This is a genomic window from Bdellovibrio bacteriovorus (genome assembly GCF_048286975.1).
Lineage (GTDB): Bacteria > Bdellovibrionota > Bdellovibrionia > Bdellovibrionales > Bdellovibrionaceae > Bdellovibrio > Bdellovibrio bacteriovorus_H.
In genome coordinates this window covers 59,348-79,517 of record NZ_JBLVRT010000001.1, presented here as the reverse complement: position 1 = coordinate 79,517, position 20,170 = coordinate 59,348, and the positions used below count along the sequence as shown (strand labels likewise).

22 protein-coding genes are annotated in these 20,170 nt (G+C 50.6%); 16 read left to right on the top strand and 6 right to left on the bottom strand.

The window, feature by feature from the left end:
• On the bottom strand, positions 1-384 hold the full coding sequence (locus ACNQKP_RS00420) for a HEPN domain-containing protein (protein WP_417862079.1): 384 nt from the start codon (positions 382-384) through the stop codon (positions 1-3).
• Positions 385-498: 114 nt separating this feature from the next.
• Positions 499-1,281 carry a DsbA family protein gene (locus ACNQKP_RS00415; protein ID WP_041576989.1) on the bottom strand — a complete coding sequence of 261 codons (783 nt, stop codon included), beginning with the start codon at positions 1,279-1,281 and terminating at the stop codon, positions 499-501.
• Positions 1,282-1,427: 146 nt separating this feature from the next.
• Between ACNQKP_RS00415 and ACNQKP_RS00410 the strand changes: the two genes are divergently transcribed.
• From ACNQKP_RS00410 to ACNQKP_RS00380, 7 genes are all read left to right on the top strand, one after another.
• Entirely contained in the window at positions 1,428-2,045 is a 618-nt protein-coding gene (locus ACNQKP_RS00410) for a hypothetical protein (protein WP_417862076.1), read from the top strand.
• Between the two features lie 169 nt (positions 2,046-2,214).
• The gene (locus ACNQKP_RS00405; protein ID WP_041576993.1) at positions 2,215-2,493 is read left to right on the top strand and encodes a cytochrome P450; all 279 of its coding nucleotides are present in this window, start codon (positions 2,215-2,217) and stop codon (positions 2,491-2,493) included.
• Positions 2,453-2,965 (top strand): cupredoxin domain-containing protein, encoded by a 513-nt coding sequence (locus ACNQKP_RS00400; protein ID WP_226988005.1) that lies wholly within the window; start codon positions 2,453-2,455, stop codon positions 2,963-2,965. Before ACNQKP_RS00405 ends, ACNQKP_RS00400 begins: the two co-directional genes overlap by 41 nt.
• Positions 2,966-2,990: 25 nt before the next feature.
• A complete protein-coding gene (locus ACNQKP_RS00395) occupies positions 2,991-4,097 on the top strand; it encodes a CpaF family protein (RefSeq protein WP_417862074.1) in 1,107 nt (368 codons plus the stop codon).
• 222 nt (positions 4,098-4,319) lie between these two features.
• Positions 4,320-5,249, top strand: coding sequence for a hypothetical protein (locus ACNQKP_RS00390; protein WP_226988006.1), 930 nt, complete (start codon positions 4,320-4,322; stop codon positions 5,247-5,249).
• Positions 5,242-6,510, top strand: coding sequence for a phosphopyruvate hydratase (gene eno, locus ACNQKP_RS00385; protein ID WP_038451531.1), 1,269 nt, complete (start codon positions 5,242-5,244; stop codon positions 6,508-6,510). The genes ACNQKP_RS00390 and eno overlap by 8 nt, the downstream gene beginning before the upstream one ends.
• A gap of 239 nt (positions 6,511-6,749) precedes the next feature.
• Entirely contained in the window at positions 6,750-7,127 is a 378-nt protein-coding gene (locus ACNQKP_RS00380; protein WP_417862071.1) for a cupin domain-containing protein, read from the top strand.
• A 37-nt stretch (positions 7,128-7,164) separates the two neighbouring features.
• Here ACNQKP_RS00380 and ACNQKP_RS00375 read toward each other — a convergent pair whose 3' ends face one another.
• Positions 7,165-8,598: a catalase gene (locus ACNQKP_RS00375; RefSeq protein ID WP_417862069.1), complete on the bottom strand. Its 1,434-nt coding sequence runs from the start codon at positions 8,596-8,598 to the stop codon at positions 7,165-7,167.
• 3 nt (positions 8,599-8,601) lie between these two features.
• On the bottom strand, positions 8,602-9,087 hold the full coding sequence (locus ACNQKP_RS00370; protein ID WP_417862067.1) for an ankyrin repeat domain-containing protein: 486 nt from the start codon (positions 9,085-9,087) through the stop codon (positions 8,602-8,604).
• A 154-nt stretch (positions 9,088-9,241) separates the two neighbouring features.
• On the opposite strand from ACNQKP_RS00370, the gene ACNQKP_RS00365 reads away from it, so the two are divergent.
• From ACNQKP_RS00365 to polA, 3 genes are all read left to right on the top strand, one after another.
• Positions 9,242-9,547 carry a septum formation initiator family protein gene (locus tag ACNQKP_RS00365; RefSeq protein ID WP_011163351.1) on the top strand — a complete coding sequence of 102 codons (306 nt, stop codon included), beginning with the start codon at positions 9,242-9,244 and terminating at the stop codon, positions 9,545-9,547.
• Between the two features lie 98 nt (positions 9,548-9,645).
• A complete protein-coding gene (locus ACNQKP_RS00360; protein WP_088566139.1) occupies positions 9,646-9,948 on the top strand; it encodes a helix-turn-helix domain-containing protein in 303 nt (100 codons plus the stop codon).
• A gap of 63 nt (positions 9,949-10,011) precedes the next feature.
• The gene (polA, locus tag ACNQKP_RS00355) at positions 10,012-12,603 is read left to right on the top strand and encodes a DNA polymerase I (protein ID WP_417862065.1); all 2,592 of its coding nucleotides are present in this window, start codon (positions 10,012-10,014) and stop codon (positions 12,601-12,603) included.
• Between the two features lie 9 nt (positions 12,604-12,612).
• On the opposite strand, the gene ACNQKP_RS00350 is transcribed toward polA, so the two are convergent.
• On the bottom strand, positions 12,613-13,251 hold the full coding sequence (locus ACNQKP_RS00350) for a hypothetical protein (protein ID WP_417862063.1): 639 nt from the start codon (positions 13,249-13,251) through the stop codon (positions 12,613-12,615).
• Positions 13,252-13,357: 106 nt separating this feature from the next.
• Between ACNQKP_RS00350 and ACNQKP_RS00345 the strand changes: the two genes are divergently transcribed.
• The gene (locus ACNQKP_RS00345) at positions 13,358-14,341 is read left to right on the top strand and encodes a flagellar basal body-associated FliL family protein (RefSeq protein WP_417862062.1); all 984 of its coding nucleotides are present in this window, start codon (positions 13,358-13,360) and stop codon (positions 14,339-14,341) included.
• Here ACNQKP_RS00345 and ACNQKP_RS00340 read toward each other — a convergent pair.
• Positions 14,331-15,560: a sigma 54-interacting transcriptional regulator gene (locus ACNQKP_RS00340; RefSeq protein WP_038451538.1), complete on the bottom strand. Its 1,230-nt coding sequence runs from the start codon at positions 15,558-15,560 to the stop codon at positions 14,331-14,333. The two genes, ACNQKP_RS00345 and ACNQKP_RS00340, sit on opposite strands and share 11 nt — an antisense overlap.
• A gap of 184 nt (positions 15,561-15,744) precedes the next feature.
• Here ACNQKP_RS00340 and yihA point away from each other — a divergent pair, with 184 nt between their 5' ends.
• The 5 genes from yihA (at position 15,745) to ACNQKP_RS00315 (ending at position 20,169) form a co-directional block, all read left to right on the top strand.
• Complete coding sequence (gene yihA, locus ACNQKP_RS00335; RefSeq protein WP_038451540.1) at positions 15,745-16,320, top strand: ribosome biogenesis GTP-binding protein YihA/YsxC; 576 nt, start codon at positions 15,745-15,747, stop codon at positions 16,318-16,320.
• Positions 16,317-17,060: a 3-deoxy-manno-octulosonate cytidylyltransferase gene (gene kdsB, locus ACNQKP_RS00330; protein ID WP_417862061.1), complete on the top strand. Its 744-nt coding sequence runs from the start codon at positions 16,317-16,319 to the stop codon at positions 17,058-17,060. The genes yihA and kdsB overlap by 4 nt, the downstream gene beginning before the upstream one ends.
• The gene (locus ACNQKP_RS00325; protein WP_264358378.1) at positions 17,060-18,724 is read left to right on the top strand and encodes a CTP synthase; all 1,665 of its coding nucleotides are present in this window, start codon (positions 17,060-17,062) and stop codon (positions 18,722-18,724) included. The genes kdsB and ACNQKP_RS00325 overlap by 1 nt, the downstream gene beginning before the upstream one ends.
• Positions 18,725-18,741: 17 nt before the next feature.
• Complete coding sequence (locus tag ACNQKP_RS00320; protein ID WP_011163360.1) at positions 18,742-19,722, top strand: KpsF/GutQ family sugar-phosphate isomerase; 981 nt, start codon at positions 18,742-18,744, stop codon at positions 19,720-19,722.
• A gap of 81 nt (positions 19,723-19,803) precedes the next feature.
• Positions 19,804-20,169 carry a TRASH domain-containing protein gene (locus ACNQKP_RS00315; RefSeq protein ID WP_417862060.1) on the top strand — a complete coding sequence of 122 codons (366 nt, stop codon included), beginning with the start codon at positions 19,804-19,806 and terminating at the stop codon, positions 20,167-20,169.
• Position 20,170 lies beyond the last annotated feature (1 nt).

Below are 20,170 nucleotides of genomic sequence, written 5' to 3'. Positions count from 1 at the left end.
CTAAAGAAGGCGAAGTTGTTCGCCGACCAGCTTTTTCAAGTTTTCGACGTATCCCATGTACTCTTCCATGTCCAGGCGCTCATCTTTGCGGATGTGGGCGCTAGGGGAGTTGTATGGAGTCAGTTCAATGACGTCCGCGTGGGATGAAATGGCAGAAAAATTGCTTTCTTCCAGAACCTGCATCAGGGCGTCCAGATCGTGACCCTCGTCATCGTGAGGGTATTCAAGTCCGCGCATTTCACACAAAGCTTTCAGAAACTTTTCGCAGGCTTGCGCCAGATTATAACCCACCAAATCGTGCTGGGTATCATCGGACAAATGCTTCTTGGCGGTATCGAGGTCGTCCTGCGCTTTAAGGATCATGGACTTTGCGTGTGCGCTCATAGGAGCTCCTTGGTGTTGTTAGGATTACTGTAGTGGCTGGACCTGGACCGCGCAAATAAAAAACCCACAGTTTTTTCAAACTGTGGGTTTTTGAAGATCGATCTTTAAAAAAGACTACTTCGCTTCAGCCAAGTGACGGTCGATGATTTCTTTGAAATCAGCGAACGGATAAGCGCCACGCAGGGAAACACCGTTGATCAGGAAGCCTGGAGTACCGGAGAAGTTGAATTTACGAGCTTCTTCCATGTCCGCTTCGATACGTTTCTTAACCACTTCAGAGTTAAGATCTTTTTCAAGCTTCTTCATGTCCGCGCCAGCTTTTTTAGCTGCATCTTTCAATGCGCCTTCTTTTTTAGTTCTCAACTCACCTTGGTTTTCGAATACCAAGTTGTAGAACTTTTCAGCTTTAGCAGCGTCTTGCAAAGCGATAGCTTCGAAGTACTGAGCTGCAGGCATTGCCATTGGGTGGAAATCCAAAGGAAGGTGCTTGTAAACAACGCGAACGTCCTTAGGGTAAGCTTTCATCACTTCATCAACAGTTGCGTGACCTTTAGCGCAGTATGGGCACTCGAAGTCAGAGTATTCAATGATAGTAACTTTAGCGTCTTTAGGGCCAAAGATAACGCGGCCTTCTTCGATAGCCGGTTTCAATGGGTTCTTGAATTCGTCGTCACGCTTTTTGCCTTCTTCGGCAACAGCTTTTTCCTGAGCTTTACGTTGAGCATTTTGAGCGGCTTTGTTCACCACTTCAATGAATTGTTCTGGATCTTTTTCGATCGCTGCGAACACGATGCTCGGATCTTTTTCTACTGCTTCCTTGAGTTGTTTAGCTGAAGGGGCACAGTTTACCAATGTAAGTGCCAGTGCTGAAATTCCAAATAACTTAAGTGCTTTCAATGTCTTCCTCCAAGATGGATGATTGTAATTTTTTGAGCCCCTTTATATTGACATCATTTTCAGTTTAGAGGGAAGGAAAAAATCCCGGTCCAAGGTCCTGCTAATTAGGACTTGTCTCACTCTAAGACCCCTTTAAACTGACTTCTATGAATAAATCAAATTTCCTTTTAACAATGTTCGCGGTTATGTTTCTTAGCGGCACGGCGCATGCGGGTCTGCTGTTTAACTATTCTCAATTGGCCTTGAAGGATCTGGATCAGATGAATCAGCTGGTCAGTGACAAGGTTAAAGAATCGAAAAAGTCTTCCAGCGGCAAAGCTGTGCCACTCAAAGAGGCACTTCAGGCAGTGTACGCACGCCCCAATGATGACGAGATGATCGAGAAAGTGGTGTCTCCTTTGCGTTCAAATCTGGATGAATTGGAGTCCTGGGAAAAAACGATCAGTCAACTTACTGACGAAGCGATCAACGCCCTGAAGAATCCTCGTGCTTTTAAGCCTGTCGTGCAAGTGACGTACGTCATTTTCCTCGAGAATTTGCTGGCGGAAATCAAGCCCCATGCGAAAAATGACGGATTTGAAAGAAAGATTGCCGAGCGTATTCGTGACGCAAAAATCGAAGTCACGAAGGACGCCATCAGCGAAAGAAAGCTGCGCATGATGAAGGACACGACATCTCCTTCTGAGATCGCCGGCAGTATTCTGTCCCACAAAAACGAAACTCCGTCTGAAAAACCGGCAGAATCTGCCGCCTCCGAACAGTAATTTCCCTCGACCGGACCGGGCCCAAGTCTGTTTCGACTCTGGGCCAGCGTCAAACGATAGATCTCCTCAAGTCTTCAAAAATCGCCTCAAATTGACTCAAGTTCTTATGAACTCCTACCGATAGAAACACCATGTGGGCTGGATGCCCTTGAGCAATTAGGAGGATTCAATGTTTCTGCAAGGCGATTTGCAATTAGTGTTCGATGCTCTCTACACAGTAGGGGCTATTGACCCTGTATTGAAACTTGATTGGTCCGAAGTGACGCGGGAGATGATGGCAAACCCACAAATCCTGAGTGACGCTTTCCAGACAATCAACGGCTGCCGTGGCAACAAAGACCTTCTGGTTCAGAAGCTCCACATGATGGATCCAAGATCCGTGAATTATATCGCTATGGAGGTGGCCCGTGAGTTTTGTGAGTTCCAGGATCGCACAGAGTTGCACTAAGGTTCTTTGCCTGTTGTTGCTTTCGTCTGTCGCGAATGCGTGGGAAGTGGACTTCTCCCGTCGTCAGGTAGAATTCAACAAGGTTAAAAATGAAGACCGCCTGCCGGCAAGCGTGCAGGAGGATCAGTCCGTCAATATTCTCAGCAAGGTGTTTGACTCGGTGGAGCCGACTCAGGACATCGTCATCATGAATACGGAAAAAGGTTTCGTTCCTGCGCAGGTGCGCCTTAAAAAGGGCGGCAACTATCGCATTCACGTGGTGAACGTGAACAACAAGGAAAAGAACGTCAGCTTCGTGCTGGATGCTTTCTCAGAGCATCACAACACGGTGTTTGGCGAACAGAAGACCTTCCATGTGACGCCAAAAACGGACGGAATATTCTCGTACCAGTGCCCGGAAACGGCCGTGCAGGGAAAGTTTATCATCTATTCCGATGCGGCAGCGCCTGATCGTATGCCGGCGTCCAAGTAATTTTTTTATCTGAGGAAAGGCACCCATGTCTGACCAGTCGAACGTTTTCAAACAGACCATTCAGCAGAATCTCGGTCCTGTTGCGAAATACCTGGAAGACAAGGGTGTGTCCGAAATTCTTATCAATGGCCATAAGGAAATTTTCGTTGAAAGAAAGGGTAAGCTCGAAAGAGTTTCCGAGTTTTTCCCGTCCGAGGATGATCTGCGTGCAGCGGTGAACAGCATCGCGCAAAGTGTGGGTCGCCGTATCGATGACGAATCGCCTCGTCTGGATGCGCGTCTTCCGGATGGTTCACGTATTGCAGCGGTGATTCCGCCGATGTCCCGTAAGGGCACGACACTTTCCATTCGTAAATTCACGAACAACAAAATCACTTTTGCCGACTATATCCGCTTCGGTGCGATCACCGAGGATGGTGCGCGTTTCCTGGATATTTGCATGTTCCTGGGGAAAAACATCATCGTCAGCGGTGGTACCGGTTCCGGTAAAACGACATTGCTTTCACTTTTGTGCACGCGCATTCCGAAAGGTCAGCGTGTGATGGTGATTGAGGACTCATCCGAGCTGCAGGTTGATTACGAGCACGTGGTGATGTTTGAAACCCGCCAGGCTGATGCCATGGGCAAGGGTGAGGTCACGATCAAGGATCTTTTAAAGTCCGCCCTGCGTTTGCGTCCCGATAGAATTATTGTCGGGGAGGTTCGTTCCAGTGAAGCCATGGAACTGCTGAACGCCATGAATACGGGCCATAAAGGATGTATGGGAACGGTCCACGCCAATACGCCGGAAGATGCGATTGTGCGTTTGGAAGCCCTGGCTCAAGGTGGTGATGCGAAGATCAGTGAGAAGGCTTTGCGCTCTCAGGTGTCTTCGGCGATTGAAATTATTATCCAGGTCTCACGTTTTTCGGACGGATCTCGCCGTATTGCAGCAATCAGCGAAGTGCGCGGATTCAGTGCGGATGGTTCATACAACGTAATCCCGATCTTTGAGATGTCTCGCCTGACGCGTCGTCCTGACGGAACCCTGGAAGGAAAACTCCAGCCCACAGGCAACGTGCCGTCGTTCATGGAAGAAATCATCGACAACAACCTGCCCTTCCCAAAATCCAAGTTCGCAAAAGTCGCCTAAAAGGTGCCTGGTGACTTTTTACACCTACACCGCGTCAACCCCATAACGCAGCTGCTCTGCGCAGAGTGAAATATCGTTCGTTTTTTTGTGTTTAAAGAGTGGAAAAACTAGGCTAAGACCTTCTTCGTGCACTTTAGTTGTAAGATTTCAAACGCAGTTTTAACCGTTCTGGAGCAGCAAGGCGAAGACCTCAGCCCGCTGTATGAGCAGATCCATCTTCCGATGGAATTGCTCAAAGACTCGTCTTATTGGATGACTGCGCCTGAAATGGAAAACTTTCTGGAAACCGTACTGCGCCTTCCGCTGAAGCGGGAAGAAAACATTCTGCAGCGTGCGGGACATGAAGGGCCGGAGTTGCGTGCGTGGGGAGTGCTGGACAGCGTTCTGCGCATGATGCCGCATCCTCAGGAAATCTTTAATCAACCAGAGCAGTTCCTCTCTTACTTTATCTCTCCAAAACCACCGATTGAAAATCTTCGCCGTGATGAGGCCAGCATCTCGTTTGATCTGCCTTTGCCGGCAGAACAATACCCGCTGGTGACGACTTATCTGAAGGCGGCGTTCGAGTCGCTGCCGGTTTATGTCGGTCAGCCGGCGGCGGTCTGTAACTGGGAAGGCATCACCATTCAGCTGAACTGGTCGACTCAGCAAAGTTCGATCTTCAGCGAATCGGTCGGCCATCAGGTCAGCCCGGCTTTGTTCCAAAGTCTGATCGATGATCTTCAGCGCACCCAGCGTGAACGCGAAGATCTGCAAAAATATGTCGGTGACCTTGAAGAAAGAATCCGTACAATTGAAAAACAGAATCTGAAGTCCGCCACCGGCGTTCAGGCGGAAGTGCCAGAGAATGCAGCGTCTTCGCTGCTGCCTCACGAAGGCTCTTTGTCCCACCTGAATTTCGACAGCGAAACTCCGGGCTATGTTTTGAGTCAGAATCTGGCGCGCCTGCACGACTATATGGTGCGCGCCCAGCAGCTGATCACCATGCTTGCAGCCCAGGGGAAAATGACCCCGGCGGTGAAAGAAGCCATGAGACGCGTTGACTGGGAGTTCGTAAAAACCCAGTACCCGCGCACGGTCTTTGAAAGCATGGATCTGGTTAAGAAAACGATGAATAAAAACGCCGACAAAGAAGGAAATCAACATGTCTGAAATCATCAGTGTCATCTCTCGTGAAATCCTGGACAGCCGTGGAAACCCGACTGTAGAGGTTGAAGTTACAACAGCTGACGGCAATATGGGCCGCGCAGCAGTTCCATCTGGTGCCTCCACCGGTGCTCACGAAGCTTGCGAGCTTCGCGATGGCGACAAAAACCGTTTCCTGGGTAAAGGCGTTTACAAAGCTGTCGACAATGTTCGTGAAAAAATCGCTCCGGAAATCGTGGGCCTTCAGGCAACAGAACAGGTTTACATCGATAAAATCCTGCGCGACATCGACGGCACTGAAAATAAATCCAACTTGGGCGCAAATGCGATCCTGGGTGTGTCTTTGGCAGTTGCTAAAGCAGCGGCTCAAGACTGCCGTTTGCCGCTTTACCGTTACGTTGGTGGCTCTCAGGCTTCTCGCCTGCCAGTGCCATTGATGAACGTTCTGAACGGTGGCGCGCACGCGAACAACGGTTTGGACATTCAGGAATTCATGATCGTTCCAACTGTGAACAACTCTTACGCTGAGTCCCTGCGTGCAGGTACTGAGATCTTCCACACTCTGAAAAAGATCCTGGCGAAAAAAGGTCTTTCCACAGCAGTAGGTGACGAAGGTGGCTTCGCTCCGAAATTGGGTTCCAATCAGGAAGCTCTTGATTTGCTGATGAATGCGATTGTGGATGCTGGTTACGATCCAGGTCAGAACGTGTTCCTGGCGTTGGACGTGGCTGCAACTGAAATGTTCAAAGAAGGCAAATACGAATGGCAGGGTGGTCACATCAGCCCGACCGAACTTCTTGGCATCTACAAATCCTGGGCAGAGAAATATCCTCTTGTTTCCATCGAAGACGGCTTCGCTGAAGACGATTGGGATTCTTGGGTTCAGTCCACAGCTCAAATGGGCTCCACTATGCAGTTGATTGGTGATGATTTGTTTGTGACCAATCCAAAACGTCTGCGCATGGGTCTTGAGAAAAAAGCGGGTAACGCTTTGTTGGTGAAAGTTAACCAAATCGGTACTTTGACTGAAACTTACGAAGCCGTGAACCTGGCTCAACGTAACAAATTCCGCACAATCATGTCCCACCGCTCTGGTGAGACGGAAGATGTGACAATTGCAGATCTGGCTGTAGGCCTGAACTGCCATCAGATCAAAACAGGCAGCTTGTGCCGTGGTGAAAGAACCGCGAAGTACAACCAGCTTCTGAGAATCGAAGAAGACTTGGGTGGTATGGGCCTATACTGGGACAAAGCAGCCTTCCGATAGGCGGCCGCTGAAAAGAGTCCGACTGACTTCGTTGTCGGGCTCTCTCCTTCTCTCCGACGTGCTTGGAGCACGCCTCCGTTTCGGAGAGAACCCTCCGCCTTGCATTCGAACCCTTTTGAGCGACCTTGGTTTTGGGGTGGCTTTTGGGGGACTGGCTCAAAAGCTCGCCTTTGGCGGGCTTTTTTGCGTTTTGGGAGGGAGTGATGTGTGTTCGTAAGTTTTTTGTTGAGGATACTTAGATGGAAATAAATAGATTAGCCGATAGAAGTTTTCTTCAGTTGACGTCGTCGAAGACTGGTGAGGAGTTTTCCTTGTCGGCGGTGATCTCAGGTGCTTTGGGGGCTCAGGGGCTTTTTATTTCTCATGAGATATTGGAGCCTGGGAAGTCTTCGTCGGCACCTCACTTTCATAACGGCACGGATGAAGTGGTTTTCGTTACCAAAGGCAGTGTCGTTGCCAAGGAAGGTTCCGAAGAGCTGATCTTGCTGGTCGGTGACAGTGCTTGCTTTAAGGCTCAAAGTGGGTTGCCACATTTTATTTCTAATCAATCCAGTGAGGTGGCCGAGTTTGTTCTGATTCGTTCTCGTCTTGACCAATCCGATGTCGTTTATGGCTAAAAGGCCCGTTGCGCAAGTTGTGCAACGAGCCCTTTCGTTAGTCTAATCCCAATTTGGCGGCGATGCGGCTGCCATAATCCGGGTCGCATCTCTTGAAGTGTTCTATGTTTTTGGCTTGCAGGTCCTCTGAAATGGTTTTCATCGTGCCTGCGATGTTGGATGTTAATCGGTCTTTTTCTTCTTCGCTGAGCATTCGATACAAATTTCCGGCCTGAGTGAAGTCGTCATTGTCTTTGTGGGAATCATGACGATCCAGAGTGCCTGACAAATTCAAGGCAGGTTCTTTGAAGCTTTCATTCTGTGACGGACCGCCAAAACCATTGGGTTCATAGTTGTCCTGTCTTCCTCCGTTGCCGTCGAATCTCATGCTGCCGTCGCGGTGATAACTGTTTACTTCCGAGTGCGGGCGATTCACTGGCATGTACTGATAGTTTACCCCCAGGCGATAGCGTTGGGCATCCGGATAGGCGAACAGTCGTCCTTGCAGCATCTTATCCGGGGAAAAGCCCACGCCCGGTGGGACGTTGCTTGGTGAAAAGGCGGCTTGCTCGACTTCAGCAAAATAGTTTTCCGGATTTCTGTTCAGCTCAAGAATCCCGACATCCAACAGTGGGAATTCGCTGTGTGGCCACACCTTGGTAAGATCAAACGGATCAAACCGGAATTGTTCGGCCTGACGTTCAGTCATAATTTGAACCTTCAAAGCCCAGCGTGGGAATTCCTTTCTTTCAATCGCCTCGAACAGATCGCGACCGGCATAATCCGGGTCAGATCCAGCCAGTTCGGTTGCTTTGGCGACAGAAAGATTTTTGATCCCTTGCATGGATTTGAAGTGGAACTTCACCCACACGCGTTCGTTTTTATCATTGATAAAGCTGAACGTGTGGCTGCCGTAGCCATTCATAAAGCGATAGCCATCTGGGATTCCGCGATCACCGAATAAGATCGTGATCTGGTGCAAAGCTTCAGGGGCTTTGGACCAGTAATCCCACATACGCACCGGGTTTTTATATCCTGTTTGCGGATCGCGTTTCTGCGAGTGGATGAAGTCCGGGAACTTCAAGGGATCTCGTTCAAAGAAGACCGGCGTGTTGTTGCCCACGATGTCCCAGTTGCCTTCTTCGGTATAGAACTTTAAGGCAAAGCCGCGCGGGTCGCGCTCGGTATCTGCGGATCCCTTTTCTCCTGCGACAGTTGAAAAGCGCAGGAAGGCTTCGGTCTTTTTGCCGATCTTTGAAAAGATCGCCGCTTTGGTGAAGCGCGTGATGTCATGAGTGACGGTGAAGGTGCCATAGGCACCAGAGCCCTTGGCGTGCACCACGCGCTCTGGAATGCGTTCGCGGTTGAAGTGCGCCAGCTTTTCAATCAGGTGATAGTCCTGCAAAGCCACCGGGCCGCGCGGGCCGGAAGTAAGGCTGTGCTGGTTTTCAGAAACGGGAATGCCTGCGGATGTTGTGAGTGTCTTTTTCATAAATTAACCTCGTGCGGGGATGAAGAATTGGGATAAAGCCTGCAGACGGCGCCAGAGGCGCGATCCAGGGGCGGGTGGTTCAGTTTGAAGTTCGTTAAACAGTCGCACCAGATCGTCGCGGCCAAAGGCTTCGGCAAAGCTCAAAGCAGTCTGCCCCTTGGGGTTGCGGGCATTCAGGTCGGCGCCGGCACGGAGCAACTGGCGGGCGATTTTGTCATGGCCCTTAAAAGCCACACCCATAAGAATTGTATTGCCACTGTTGTCGCGCGAATTGACGTCGGCGCGACAGGATATCAGAAGGCTTACCAACGAAAGGTGACCATTATAGGCTGCCAGCATCAGCAGCGAGTGACCCTTGTGATTTTTCATATCGGGATTTCCCAGATTTTTTAAATATGTCATGACTTGGTTGTAGTCATTGTGGCGAACGGCCTCAAAAACCGGGTCTTCGGTTTGTGCCGTCTTAAGATAGTCTGCCCACGTTCTCATAACACCTCTCTTGCTTACATTAAGATCGGTGAAATCAGCCCATAAATCGAATCGATATTAAATATGAGAACTATCGATATTAACTATAAAGACATGGCTGGACCTAGGCTTCGGTCCTGTAGCCTTCGTCTGAGGATATAGCTAGAATGAACTCATGTCTTACACACAGTTTGCGGTTGGTTTACGTCGATTTCTGAATAGTCCCACGAAGGTGGCGCTGGTTTGTTTGCTGATCTTTTCCGTTTCAATCGTTGTGAATGGAAATGCCTTCCGCCTGTGGGGTTTGCACCGTGATTTTGATAGAATCACATTTGAAATCCAGCAGACGCGTCAGAACATTGCGGCTCTGACCGGCCAACTTAAGCAGGCTAAGGATCCTTCCTTTATTGAGCGCCAGGCTCGCGATAAATTGGATCTGGCGGGCGAGCATGACCTGGTTTTCGTTTTCCCAGAGCAATAGTCTATAACTCATCGCATTATCTAGTGTTTTCCGGGTATAATACAAATAGTATTCCTGCTCTATAAAGGGATACTTTTGAAGTAATCCCAGGGGTTTATATGCTAGATAATAATCAGCAGCTTGATTGGAATAAAGAATCTCTCCGTGACCTCCGCCTGCGTTTGGGCTGGAGCCGATCCGATCTTGCCCGTCGTTTGCATTGTTCAATTGGTGACATCGAAGCTTGGGAAGAAGGACGCCGTTCCGTTGAGTCCTCCATCCGTGGCGATCTGGAGATCATTCTTCGTCAGGCGGAAGCTTGCAGCGATGAAGTCAAATACACTCCGGCTGCGGAAAACGAGCTGGATAAAAATGCCCTGGAACAAATCGATTTCACTCGCGTGAAAGCCGAATTGAAATAGGCATCAATCATCGACAATCAGGCCTGTGCGGTGTAGACCTTTGGTTTACATCCGGAGGCCTTCATGAAGAAAATCTACCTTATTGACGTCAGTGCCATGTTCTTTCGCGCCTTCTACGCGATTCGTGCCCTTTCGTCTCCAAGCGGAGTTCCGGTTAACGCCGTTTACGGCTTCCTCTCCATGATGATCAAACTTCTGAAAGAGGAAAAACCCGAGTATCTGGTTTTCTGCTATGACCGCAAAGAACCCTCTTTCCGAAAAACCATGTACGATGGCTACAAAGCTCACCGTACCGAGATGCCGGACGAACTGGCCCAACAAATCCCTTATATCAAAAGACTGGCAGACCTGCTGGGAGTTCCCGCATTTGAAGTCGAATCCTTCGAGGCCGATGACATCATCGGGACATTGACTAAATGGAGCCGTCGCAATGGCATGGAAGTGTTCATTGTCAGCGGCGATAAAGACTTCGGCCAGTTGATCGAAGACGGTGTCACGTTGTACGACACGATGAAGGGTGTTCGCTACAACGCTGAAGGTGTCTTTGAAAAGTGGGGTGTGCGCCCGGATCAGTTTATCGACTATCTGGCGATTGTGGGGGATGCTTCGGACAACGTTCCGGGCGTAAAGGGTGTCGGGGAAAAAGGCGCCATCAAGCTTTTGGAGCAGTTCAAACACGTTGAAGACATCTATGAAAATATCGACAAAGTTGAAAGCAAAAGCGTTCGTGAAAAGCTGATTGCCTCCAAAGACAACGCGCTATTGTCCAAAAAGCTGGTGACTATTTCCTGTGACGTACCGATGCCGGATGACCTTGAGGCCTACAAACTCAAGCCATTCAAGGCGGACGAACTGCGTGCCTTCCTGCATGAGCTGAATTTTAAATCCTTCGAAAAAAGTCTGTTTGGAACAGTGGACACGACCCCGGTGGCGTCGACACCTGCGGCTCCGGCCGGTCCGTTGATCAAGACGGCAGCCCCATCCGCGCCATTGAGTATTGCCGATGATGTTGCGCCAACCATCGTGATTGCCAAAGAAGAGCGTCAGTTCACTGAAAAAAGCATGACAACCCGTGAACTAGCCGACTTCCTGGCGGAACACCAAAGTCTTTGGGGCTTTAGCGACATGCGTGGAGTCTTCATCGGAACTGAGTCCCAGATCATCCAGGTCCCTGATCATGAATATCTGGGGAAGTTGACCGACACTTTCCAAGTTCAATGGCATGGCTATGACCTGAAGTCCTTCTGGCACAAGATCGGAGCGAAAACTCCGGTGGCGGCCTGGGATTCCCAGTTGGCGGCTTACGTGTTGAAGGCCGGTGACACCTCCGATTTTTCCAAGATCTACACTCGCTTTATGGCCGATGTGTTGCCGGATCTGGCTTCACCATCGCAGCTGTACAATGCTCAATTGAATTTTGCCACAACCCTGAAATCCCAGTTGCAGACCGTGCAGGGTGAAAAGGTTTATCAGGAACTGGACCTTCCATTGGCCCGTGTGCTTTTGTCCATGGAGCGTCTGGGGGTTCGCATCGACAAGGATCTTTTGGCCAAACAAAGTGAAGAGCTGGCGAAAGACATCGCAGAAATCGAAAAACAAATCCACGAAGCGGCAGGGGAGTCCTTTAACGTCGGAAGCCCGAAACAGCTGGGCGTGATCCTGTTTGAAAAACTGGGCCTGCCTGCCGGGAAAAAAACAAAAACCGGCTATTCCACAGACGAAGAAGTGTTGTTGGGTCTGGAGCATCCGATTGCAAAACTGGTTTTGCAATGGCGTGAGATGTCCAAGCTGAAGTCCACTTACGTCGATGCCTTGCCAACCATGATTGATCCTAAAGACGAGCGCGTGCACACGAGCTTTAATCAGGCCCTGACCACCACGGGCCGTCTTTCCAGCACGCAGCCGAATTTGCAGAATATTCCAATTCGTACCGCGCGCGGCCAGCAGGTACGCAAGGCGTTCATCGCGGCTCCGCGCATGAAGCTTTTGTCGGTGGACTATTCCCAGATCGAATTGCGTATTCTGGCGCATATTTCCGAAGACCCGAACTTGTGCAAAGCCTTTGCTGAAGACCTCGATATTCATGCGGCCACCGCAGCGGAAGTGTTCGGGGTGCCTTTGAAAGATGTGACTGCTGAACACCGTCGTTCTGCCAAGGCCGTGAACTTTGGTATTGCTTACGGGCAGGGAGCTTTCGGTCTGGCAGAAAACCTGGGTATTTCACGCACGGAAGCCAAGGATATTATCGATCGCTATTTCAACCGCTTTAAAAACGTGCGCGAATATATTGATGGCACGGTAAAAACAGCCCACGAAAAAGGTTATGTCGAAACACTGTTTGGTCGCCGCCGTTACATCGACGAACTTCAGTCCAAGAACATGGCTTTGAAGAAGTTCGGCGAGCGCGCCGCAATCAATGCCCCGATTCAGGGGACTGCCAGCGATCTGGTGAAAAAGGCGATGATCGAAGTGTTTGAAAAAGTGCCGGTGCGCATGCTGTTGCAGGTGCACGATGAATTGATCTTCGAGGATTTCGAGGAGAATCTGCAAAAGCACTCCCCTCAGTTGGTTTCAATCATGGAAAACGTGATGAAGCTGAAAGTGCCGTTGAAGGTCAATTATGCGATCGGGAACAACTGGGACGAAGCTCACTAGGGCTTCGTCTTATTCAGTTTCCCAGCCAACCACACGTCCGCCTTCAAAGTACACATAACGTGTTTCTTTGCGGTAGCCCTCCGGGGCGGACACAAATTTCTGATATTTCCAGCGTTCGTTTTTGTACAGAGGATTGCCCGAGACTTCGACACTCATCGGGTCCCCCCAGGATCTTTTGACATAATCCTGTGGCATTCCCACGGCGATATCCTGGGATTCGATCAAACCCTTCATTTCCTCCTGCGGAGCCTGAGATCGGTTCCACACGCTGTTGCGGTTCACCCAAGCCTGACGGCCTTCGATGGACGGAATGGACAGGACTTCGATTTTTTCTGCATCATTTTTAAGCCAAGGCAGGATCTTGGAGTACTGTTCGCGCTCTTTGCGCGAGGACAGGCTGCGTTCCAACTGGCGCAGTTGCTGACGATCGCGAACGGCCTGCAGGTCGCGGCTACTCAGTGAGCCTGGGTCCAAACCCAACTCATAAGCTGTCTGGCGAGTTTGGCGGTCATAGACTCCACGATTGGAGTTGTCGCTATAGCGGACATCTTCCGGTGCCGGGGCATAGCCGCTGTCCGCGGAACGGTGAAGATGGGAACAACCACTCAAGGCCCCCAGGGCCACAATGACGGATACAAGGACTTTCATCAAAGATATCTCCTGCAGTCTTAATGCTAGCCGATGGACTTCTGTTTATAAATTGTTCTTGCGACGTATTTGATTCCTTCCTTACAATCGTCTTGGGGGAATCGCATTGGCTGAACAGGAAAACACGACCAAGGTAGAGGAAGAGATCAAGGACGGCGCTCCGGAAGGGGAAGCTGAAGATTTGATGTCCCTTGAGTCCTTGGACTCTGCACTGGCGGAAGCAGACCCCGAGTTTGCTCAGTCGCTGAATGAAATCGGCCCCGATATGGCCGGTGATGCCTTGATTTACGAAGAAGGCATCGAGCTTGAATACACCCTCGCAGAAGAAGAAAAGCTGTGGCAGTCCGCGACCGGATTCCGCAAGAAGCTTTTGAAAATTCTGCCCTTCCTTCCGCGCATTTCCTATAAAGTAAAAATGAAGCGCACCGTGATGCGCTTAAGTTGGAGAAAATTCAAAGAGCAGCTTCGTCATCGCATTGTGAATGCCGGACCGCTTCTGCTGGCGTGGGCGAAAAGAACTGCTCAGGGCTTTAAATCCGGCCTTGGCGAATTCATGGCGACGTTCAAGTCATTCTCGCTGGTGAAAAAGCTCGCCTTGGCGGGCTTGCTGGTGGTGACGGCGGGTGCTGGTGTGGTGCTTTATCGTCTGGCCACGAAAGGCCTGATTCCTCAGCACGAGGATCTGTTCATTCATTCTATGGCGGACTGGTCATCCCAGAAATACCAGTACGATCCCAAAACCGAAGTGGAGTCGTTCTATGACTCCACCCGTGCCGCGCAAAATGTGTTTCTGATGCAAAGAATGGTGGTGAACCTGCGCCGTTCCGCAGAGTCCGGCACCAATCCCATGGGGGCTTTTGAGTTCTATGTGGAAGGCGCGGCCTCTGATGTCGTTGTCGAAATCAAAGACCGCGAAGCGGAAGTGGAAGACCTGTTCCTGAGAACGATCGAGGAGATGACTTTCGATCAGGCAGCCTCAGGGGAGGGCAAACAAGAGCTTTGCGAACGTCTGCGCAAAGAAGTGAACAAGATCCTGACCAAGGGTTACGTGCGCCGGATCTTTATCAAAACCGCGATCGTTAAACCTTAAAGCTCGTGATATCGATGTCATAGTATTTCAAACGGTCATGCAGCGTGCTTTTGGGCATGCCCAGATCCTGAGCCGTTCTTCGCTGGTTTCCTTTATTCGCCTGCAGGCGTTTGATGATCATCTGTTTTTCAATCTCTTTAATCACCGGCATGTCGTTGCTGACGCGTTCTTCGGATTTTTCCAGAAGCGTTTTATCCAGCAGTTTTTCGACATGGTTCTCTGTGATATGAATGCGCGGGTAAAGAGCCGCTGCGCGACTGACCAGATTTTTCAATTCTCGAATATTCCCCGGCCATGGATGCTTTTTCAGGCGGGCAATGGCACCGAATGAAAAGCGCACACGCATTTTGCGGGCAAAGGTGTAAAGCAGCTCTTCAAAGTCCTCCATGCGCAAAGCCAAAGCAGGTGGCGCCACCGACACTACATTCAGGCGGAAATAAAGATCCGACCGGAACAGACCTTCGCGGATTTTTTCAGACAGATTCTGGTGGGTGGCGGCGATGATGCGAACATCGGTGCGCACATTGCGATCCGCACCCACTGGGCGGATTTCGTTGTTTTCCAGGGCGCGCAGCAGTTTTGCCTGGAGACTGTAGGAAAGATCCCCGATTTCATCCAGGAACAATGTGCCGCCGCGGGCGGCTTCAAAAGCCCCTTTGCGGTCGTTGATAGCGCCGGTGAAGCTGCCTTTCACGTGACCGAAAAGCTCACTTTCAATCAGGGTTTCGCTCAAGGCACTGCAGTTCACGCTGACGAAGGGGCCCTTGTCGCGAAGGCTGTTTTCATGCAGAGCCTGGGCAATGACATCCTTGCCTGTTCCGGAAGGGCCCAGAATCAGGACCGGGAACTCGGTTTTGGCGACATTGGAAAGGGCCTGCAGTTCTTCATTCCAGACATCGTTGCGACTTTTGATTGGGAAGGGGGTGGTGGTCTCTTCCTGGGTTAAGAACAGGAATTCCTGTTCCCCCAACCTGATGACGTCACCTTCTTGCAGGAACGCTTCCATCACGCGGGCATCATTCACATAGGTGCCTTGCGGGGTGCGCAGATCGCGGATCAAATATGATTGATCTTTCTTTTCGATGCGAGCGTGGCGTTCGGCGACTTGTTCACCCAGGATTTGGATCTGGCATTGCGAGTCTTTGCCCAGGGTAACGAATTCCTGCAAAGTCAGGGTTTTGGGGTTTTCGTCCATTGTTTTCAGAAAGGCTTGTGACATGGGGTCTCCTGCTTAAAAAGTGCCCACCTTTGTGGTGGGGAATGCGATGACCCACCACTTCAAGACTTTGACCGGGCTGGATTCAAATATAAGTGGGGCTCGGGCTTTTCGACTCGCCAAATTATCCTGCGACGGACTAGGTTCTCGGAATTGAGAAATGGGGGGAGCTCTGATAGTCTTGGCTATGCCAAAGACGATTCAGTTCATTAAAAGCGCCGTTCTGGAAAAAGACTTCCCTGTACATAAGAAAGCCGAGGTGGCCATCGCTGGTCGGTCCAACGCCGGAAAGTCGTCTTTCATCAATGCCCTGACCAAAAACAAGATTGCGAAAGTCAGCTCCACGCCGGGTAAAACCCGTCTGCTCAATTTCTTTGAGCTGGATCAGTCCTATGTGATGGTGGATATGCCGGGTTACGGCTTTGCGGCTCGTTCCGGTGATGAAATGCGTGAATGGCACCGCATGATTGAAACTTATCTGATGAACCGTGAACAACTTCGTGGACTGCTTCTGGTGATGGACATCCGTCGCTCGTGGACTGAAGACGAAGAGCTTTTGAAAGAGTTCTCTGAACGTCGTGGCTTCCCGCTGGCTGTGGTGCTGACCAAAGCCGACAAGATGTCGCGCAGTCAGATGCTGCAGGCGGTGGCGAAAGTGAAGAAGGCCTCGGGCCTGAGTGCCGTGTTCGGTGTTTCCGCCCTGAAAAAAGAGGGCCAGGACGCGGTTGAAGACTACATCTATGAAAATTGGATAAAAGAATGAAAATTGTCGGTGTGATCCCCGCTCGTTTTGGCTCTACACGCTTCCCCGGAAAACCCCTGGTGAGCTTGAAAGGCCGCCCCCTGATTCAGTGGACGGTTGAAGGAGCCAAGAAGTCGAAACTTCTGAGCGAGGTGATTGTCGCCACCGATCACGAAGGCATCAAAGCCGCCGCCGAAGCTGTCGGTGTTAAAGTCGTCATGACGGACAGCGATCTTCCCACCGGAAGCGACCGAATCAATGCTGCCATTAAAGATGTTGCCTGTGATGTTGTTGTCAACATCCAGGGGGATGAACCGCTGGTGACCGGCGAGTTGATTGACCGCCTGGCGCAGGTGTTTGTCGATGATCCGAAAATGGACATGGCCACGCTGGCTCATCCGATCAGTGCTGAAGAGCTGCAATCCATGAACTCGGTGAAAGTTGTTGTGAACTGCCGTGATGAGGCTCTTTATTTCAGCCGCTATCCAATGCCTTATTCCCGTATGTCGGCCACAGAGGCCGGCAGCATGGATGGTTGTCTGAAACACATCGGCATGTATGCCTATTCCAGAAATTTTTTAAAACAGTTCTGCGAAGCTCCTCCGGCCCTCATTGAAAAAGCCGAGAGTCTGGAGCAGCTGCGCGCTCTGTATTTAGGTGCAAAAATCAAAGTAATCAGAGTCAAGGAAGCCAGTGTCGGGGTGGATACTCCCGAAGATCTGGCGCGACTCGAAAAACTCTTAAGCTCACAGGGGATGTAATGGCAAAGAGAAAGACCACCACAAAGAAGGTGTCGACAGCGAAGTCGACCAAGAAAACGTTGAAGCAAAAATTTATTTTTGTCACCGGGGGCGTTGTTTCCTCGATTGGCAAAGGACTGACAGCAGCCAGCCTTGGTGCTTTGCTGGAAGGCCGCGGTCACAAAGTGACCATCATGAAATTTGATCCTTATTTGAACGTGGATCCTGGCACAATGTCGCCATTGCAGCACGGTGAAGTTTATGTGACTGAAGACGGGGCGGAAACCGATCTGGATCTGGGGCACTATGAGCGTTTCACATCCGCTTTGATGAACCGCTCAAACTCTGTTTCCACCGGTCAGATCTATGACACGGTTTTGAACCGCGAGCGTCGCGGGGACTACCTGGGTGGCACTGTGCAGGTCATTCCGCACATCACGGAAGAAATCAAAGCTCGTATCTATGAAGCCGCTCAGGGCAGTGAAATCATTCTGGTTGAAATCGGCGGGACAGTCGGGGATATCGAAAGTCAGCCGTTCCTGGAAGCCATTCGTCAGATGCGTATCGATGTGGGGCAGGAAAACTCTGTGCTGGTGCATGTGACTTATGTCCCGTACATCGCGGCGGCGGGTGAGTTGAAATCCAAGCCGACTCAGCACTCAGTGAAAGAGCTGCGTGAAATCGGTCTGCAACCCGACTTCCTGGTCTGCCGCAGTGAAAAAGTCATTGATGACAATCTGAAGGCCAAAATCGGTCTGTTCTGTTCCGTGAAACCGGAAAATGTTATCGCCGCTCAGGACAGTCGTTTTATCTATGAAGTCCCTCTGGCTTTGCACAGAGAAAAGCTGGATGAGCTGATCGTGGCACGTCTGGGCCTTTCTGCTGGCAAACTGAACATGAAAGGCTGGCAGAATCTGGTGAAGATTCTGGGGAACCCAAGTCATACCGTGAAAATCGGTGTGGTTGGCAAGTATGTCGATTTGAAGGAATCCTACAAATCCCTGCATGAAGCCTTGGTTCACGGTGGCGTTGCCAACAATGCCCGCGTGGAAATCATTTACGTGGATTCCGAAAAGGTCACCGACAAGACTGTGCACTCTTTATTGGGCAAGGTCGACGGCATTCTGGTGCCGGGGGGCTTCGGCACCCGTGGTGTGGAAGGCAAGATCACGGCCATCAAGTATGCCCGTGAAAAGCGGGTTCCATTCTTTGGTATCTGCTTTGGTATGCAGTTGTCGGCGATTGAGTTTGCGCGCAACGTGTGTGGTATCAAAGATGCCACCAGCCGTGAATTCCACGCTGAAAACAAACGCACTGGCAACTTCGTGATTGATTCCATGGCCGAGCAGCGCGGAGTGATCAACAAGGGGGGCACCATGCGCCTGGGCGCTTTCCCATGCGCTATTGCCTCGGGCTCGCGCGCCTATCAGGTGTACAAGGCGTCGTCCATTATGGAACGTCACCGACACCGTTTTGAGTTCAACAACAAGTATAAAGACTTGTTTGAAAAGAACGGCATGATGGCTTCCGGTATCTGCAAAGAACGTGACCTGGTCGAGATTGTGGAACTTCCTGATCACCCATGGTTTGTCGGCGTGCAGTTCCATCCGGAATTCAAATCAAAGCCCTTGGCTCCGCACCCTCTCTTCGTGCATTTTGTTAAAGCAAGCCTGAAGAAGAAGTAAGAAAGGTTCGTTAGAATATGTCCAAAGTTATTCAACAGGGTCTGAAAGTTCTAGAGGTTGAGGCCCAGGCCATTCTGGCATTGAAAGAGCGCCTTGGTGACTCTTTTGAACAAGTGGTGAAGATGATCACAGCCTGTGACGGCAAAATCGTTCTGACGGGCATGGGTAAATCCGGCCAGATCGCCAGAAAGCTTGCCAGCACTTTTTCTTCCACCGGAACTCCGGCGGTGTTTCTGCATCCGGCAGAAAGCTCACACGGGGATTTGGGCCTTGTTGAAAACAACGATGTGGTGATTGCGCTGTCTTATGGCGGCGAGTCCCCTGAGTTCGCAGGCATCTTAAGATTTGTTTCCCGCAAAGGCATTCCTTTGATCGCGATCACCGGCAAACCGGAATCGTCATTGGCGAAAGCCGCTCAGGTCACTTTGAATGTTCATGTGTCAGAAGAAGCTTGTCCATTGGGTCTTGCACCCACGGCCAGCAGTACAGCGACCCTGGCAATGGGCGACGCTGTGGCAATGGCGGTGATGGCGGAAAAAGGCTTCAGCTCTGAAGACTTTGCTGAATTTCATCCCGGCGGCAGTCTGGGGTATCGCCTGTTGACCCGCGTGCGCGATGTTATGCACGGTGGGGATGCCTTGCCGACAGTGACCCTGGATACACCGATTCGTCAGGTGTTCTCGATCATGACCCACAAGGATGTTCGCGGCGCTGCCGGTATCGTCGATGAAAAAGGCGATTTGGTCGGGGTGATCACGGATGGTGATATTCGTCGTCGCCTGGAAAAATCCAATGACCCGCTGACCGGTCTTGCGAAAGATCTGATGACCACCAATCCCAGAACCATTGATGCCAACGAATTGGCTGAAAAAGCCTTGTTCGTCATGGAGCAGTTCCAAATTCAAATGGTCTTTGTGCTGGATAAAGAGTCCTCAAATCCGCGCAAACCCGTGGGAATCCTGCACATCCAGGATCTATTGCGCGCCAAGGTTCGTTAATTTGTGAGGCCGCCTTTGGTTGTCACAAAAGGTGGCTTTGATTCCTAATACCTGAAAACAGGCAAAACGCAGGAGTCTGATATGTCCCTAAAGAAGTCATTGTTAGTTTTTGTAATGGGTGTGTTTGTTGTTTTGGCGGGTATGATCAGTCCGGCCAAGGCTGCTGAAGCATTGGAAATTGTGCCGAATCAAAAAGTCTGCATGGTGACCAATATGGTTTTTCCACGCGATCAGATTCCGGTAAAGCAGGGTGGTAAAACTTATTATGGCTGCTGCGAAAATTGCAAAAAGACCCTGGCTGAAGACGCGACCGCCCGTACAGCGATCGACCCGGTATCAGGTAAGTCCGTCGACAAAGCGACAGCGGTGATTGCCGCTCGTGCCGATGGTTCCGTGGTTTATTTCCAGAATAAAAAGAACTTTGAAAAATTCCGCACCCGAAAATAGC

Bases quoted from the DNA above. Each gene is read 5' to 3' on its own strand.
- ACNQKP_RS00410 (WP_417862076.1), top strand. From the start codon at position 1,428: ATGAATAAATCAAATTTCCTTTTAACAATGTTCGCGGTTATGTTTCTT.
- kdsB (WP_417862061.1), top strand. From the start codon at position 16,317: ATGAAAATTGTCGGTGTGATCCCCGCTCGTTTTGGCTCTACACGCTTC.
- ACNQKP_RS00370 (WP_417862067.1), bottom strand. From the start codon at position 9,087: ATGAGAACGTGGGCAGACTATCTTAAGACGGCACAAACCGAAGACCCG.
- ACNQKP_RS00390 (WP_226988006.1), top strand. From the start codon at position 4,320: ATGGAATTGCTCAAAGACTCGTCTTATTGGATGACTGCGCCTGAAATG.
- ACNQKP_RS00340 (WP_038451538.1), bottom strand. From the start codon at position 15,560: ATGTCACAAGCCTTTCTGAAAACAATGGACGAAAACCCCAAAACCCTG.
- ACNQKP_RS00365 (WP_011163351.1), top strand. From the start codon at position 9,242: ATGTCTTACACACAGTTTGCGGTTGGTTTACGTCGATTTCTGAATAGT.
- ACNQKP_RS00395 (WP_417862074.1), top strand. From the start codon at position 2,991: ATGTCTGACCAGTCGAACGTTTTCAAACAGACCATTCAGCAGAATCTC.
- ACNQKP_RS00360 (WP_088566139.1), top strand. From the start codon at position 9,646: ATGCTAGATAATAATCAGCAGCTTGATTGGAATAAAGAATCTCTCCGT.
- ACNQKP_RS00315 (WP_417862060.1), top strand. From the start codon at position 19,804: ATGTCCCTAAAGAAGTCATTGTTAGTTTTTGTAATGGGTGTGTTTGTT.
- ACNQKP_RS00320 (WP_011163360.1), top strand. From the start codon at position 18,742: ATGTCCAAAGTTATTCAACAGGGTCTGAAAGTTCTAGAGGTTGAGGCC.
- ACNQKP_RS00375 (WP_417862069.1), bottom strand. From the start codon at position 8,598: ATGAAAAAGACACTCACAACATCCGCAGGCATTCCCGTTTCTGAAAAC.
- ACNQKP_RS00325 (WP_264358378.1), top strand. From the start codon at position 17,060: ATGGCAAAGAGAAAGACCACCACAAAGAAGGTGTCGACAGCGAAGTCG.
- yihA (WP_038451540.1), top strand. From the start codon at position 15,745: ATGCCAAAGACGATTCAGTTCATTAAAAGCGCCGTTCTGGAAAAAGAC.
- ACNQKP_RS00420 (WP_417862079.1), bottom strand. From the start codon at position 384: ATGAGCGCACACGCAAAGTCCATGATCCTTAAAGCGCAGGACGACCTC.
- polA (WP_417862065.1), top strand. From the start codon at position 10,012: ATGAAGAAAATCTACCTTATTGACGTCAGTGCCATGTTCTTTCGCGCC.
- ACNQKP_RS00405 (WP_041576993.1), top strand. From the start codon at position 2,215: ATGTTTCTGCAAGGCGATTTGCAATTAGTGTTCGATGCTCTCTACACA.
- eno (WP_038451531.1), top strand. From the start codon at position 5,242: ATGTCTGAAATCATCAGTGTCATCTCTCGTGAAATCCTGGACAGCCGT.
- ACNQKP_RS00380 (WP_417862071.1), top strand. From the start codon at position 6,750: ATGGAAATAAATAGATTAGCCGATAGAAGTTTTCTTCAGTTGACGTCG.
- ACNQKP_RS00350 (WP_417862063.1), bottom strand. From the start codon at position 13,251: ATGAAAGTCCTTGTATCCGTCATTGTGGCCCTGGGGGCCTTGAGTGGT.